General features: G+C 66.9%; 3 protein-coding genes. 1 reads left to right on the top strand and 2 read right to left on the bottom strand.

Annotation, left to right across the window (positions count from 1 at the left end; translation table 11 throughout):
• The first annotated feature begins 108 nt into the window (after positions 1-108).
• Positions 109-516 carry a hypothetical protein gene (locus ACFWV8_RS38320; protein WP_384215101.1) on the top strand — a complete coding sequence of 136 codons (408 nt, stop codon included), beginning with the start codon at positions 109-111 and terminating at the stop codon, positions 514-516.
• Between the two features lie 8 nt (positions 517-524).
• On the opposite strand, the gene ACFWV8_RS38315 is transcribed toward ACFWV8_RS38320, so the two are convergent.
• Both ACFWV8_RS38315 and ACFWV8_RS38310 read right to left on the bottom strand, forming a co-directional pair.
• Positions 525-923, bottom strand: coding sequence for a hypothetical protein (locus tag ACFWV8_RS38315; RefSeq protein ID WP_384215100.1), 399 nt, complete (start codon positions 921-923; stop codon positions 525-527).
• On the bottom strand, positions 920-1,768 hold the full coding sequence (locus ACFWV8_RS38310; RefSeq protein WP_384215099.1) for an IS5 family transposase: 849 nt from the start codon (positions 1,766-1,768) through the stop codon (positions 920-922). Before ACFWV8_RS38310 ends, ACFWV8_RS38315 begins: the two co-directional genes overlap by 4 nt.
• Positions 1,769-1,872: the final 104 nt, after the last annotated feature.

The raw sequence follows: 1,872 nt of genomic DNA, 5'->3' as shown, positions 1-1,872 counted from the left end.
TCTTAGAGGGCGGTTCGTGAGCATTTGACCGTACCTCGTCTTGGAGGGCGCTCATCAGCGGTTACTTCGAAAGGCGCTGTCCGGTGGGCCAGAGGCGATACTCGTCTTGTGGACTGGTTGGAGCGGGCTCGGGCGGCGGAACAGCTTCAAGATTGGGATGAGGCGCTCGCGCTGGTGAGCGCTCACGCCGAATGCTTTTCCGACGATCCGGACATGCACGACAACCATCTGTGGCACATGGATCTGCTGGCCCGAGCGGAACGGGTCTCGGAACTTACGGAGCGCGCTCTCACGGATAGCCACGCACGTCGGAGGCTTAACAGATCGCTTCGAGAGCGGGGTATGGAGGCGGCGCTGCGTGACCGCGCCGAAGACGGCGACCGTGGCGCCCTGTACGTCCTTGTTCGACTGATGTGCGAGTCGGGTCGGGTGCAAGAAGCTCAGAAGGTAGTTGCGGACGTCGGCCCGGATGACCAGTACGCACGCCAGATTGTGGCCGGCGATTGCGGGACATAGGTGTCCGGCTATGGCTTTCTCGCGAAGTTGCCGGTGTCGGCCTCGGTGAGGATGCCGAGTTTGACCAGGCGTTTCAGCTTGGCGCGGGTGCCTTCGACGTTCTTCGGCAGCAGTTCGTGGCCGAGGGCTTCGCAGACGTCCTTGGCCCGTAGCGGCGCGGTCGCGTGGTTGAAGGCGTCGAGGATGCGCGGGTAGTCCGGGTGCTCGGGCAGGTCCGGCGCGACGGCCGGGAGCCGGTCGGCGAGGCCGGTGACGGTCTTGCGGGTGATCGCGAGGTGCTCCAGGTGCGTCTCGGCCTCCCGCAACCGGCTATGCAGGTCGTCGATCTGTTCACGGAGGCCGTCCGCCAGGGCCCGGGCGGCGTCTTCTTGAAGGTCCAGGGCGTCGAGCAAGGGCTGGATGTTCACGCTGCGACCGCTCGTTCTTCGCGCCAGGTGGGGGTGTTCGTGCCGGTGAGGCGGCGGGCCATGACGTGGGTCATCGCCCAGTAGACGCGGGAGGCGGAGGAGGCCGGTCGGTGCTCGTAGTCGCGGACCAGGCGCCGGTGCAGTATCAGGATCCCGTAGGTCTGCTCGACTCTCCACCGCTTCGGCTGCGGGACGAACCCGATGTCCTGCGGGTTGCGTCCGACGATCTCCACGTCGATACCGAGCGCGGTGCCGTGGGCGACCACGGCGTTCTTGAGGCCCTGGTCGACCAGGGCCTTCTCGACAGTGCCGCCGGTGTGCTCGGCGACCTGGTCCAGCAGGGCGATGCCGGCTGCGTTGTCGTAGGCGTTCGCGGCCAGCACGATGACGGCGATGACCAGGCCCAGCACGTCCACGGCCAGTCCCCGCTTTCGGCCCGGCACCCTCTTCGCCGGGTCCCGGCCGGTCGTGGACGCGGGGACCCCAGCGGCAGCGTGGACACTCTGGGTGTCCAGCACCACCAGGATCGGATCCTCTAATCGGCGAGCCCGTTCACGGACCTGGCAGCGCAGGAGCTCGTGGATGACCTGGTCGGTCCCGTCGTCCCGCCAGGCGGCGAAGTAGTAGTACGTCGCGCTCTTGGGCGGCAGGTCGTTCGGGAGGTAGGCCCACTGGCAGCCCGTCCGGCCCTGGTAGAGGATCGCGTTGACGATCTCGCGCATCTCGTAGGCGCCCTGGTGGCCGCTGACCGAGCGGTGCCGGTCCTTCCACGCGGTGACCACCGGCTCGATCAACGCCCACTGCTCGTCCGATAAGTCGCTGGGGTACGGCTTGCGTTCGCTCACATCATCACACCAGCAGACGAGCAGCTACGGACCGGTGGATTCCGCCCCGCACCCACACCATCAGGCGACGACGGAACCCGCCAAAGACTCACAAACCGCCCTCT

The organism is Streptomyces sp. NPDC058665 (assembly GCF_042714995.1).
In the GTDB taxonomy this organism is placed as follows: domain Bacteria; phylum Actinomycetota; class Actinomycetes; order Streptomycetales; family Streptomycetaceae; genus Streptomyces.
The sequence above is the reverse complement of the archived record's forward strand: the minus strand, read 5'-3'. Positions and strand labels throughout refer to the sequence as shown.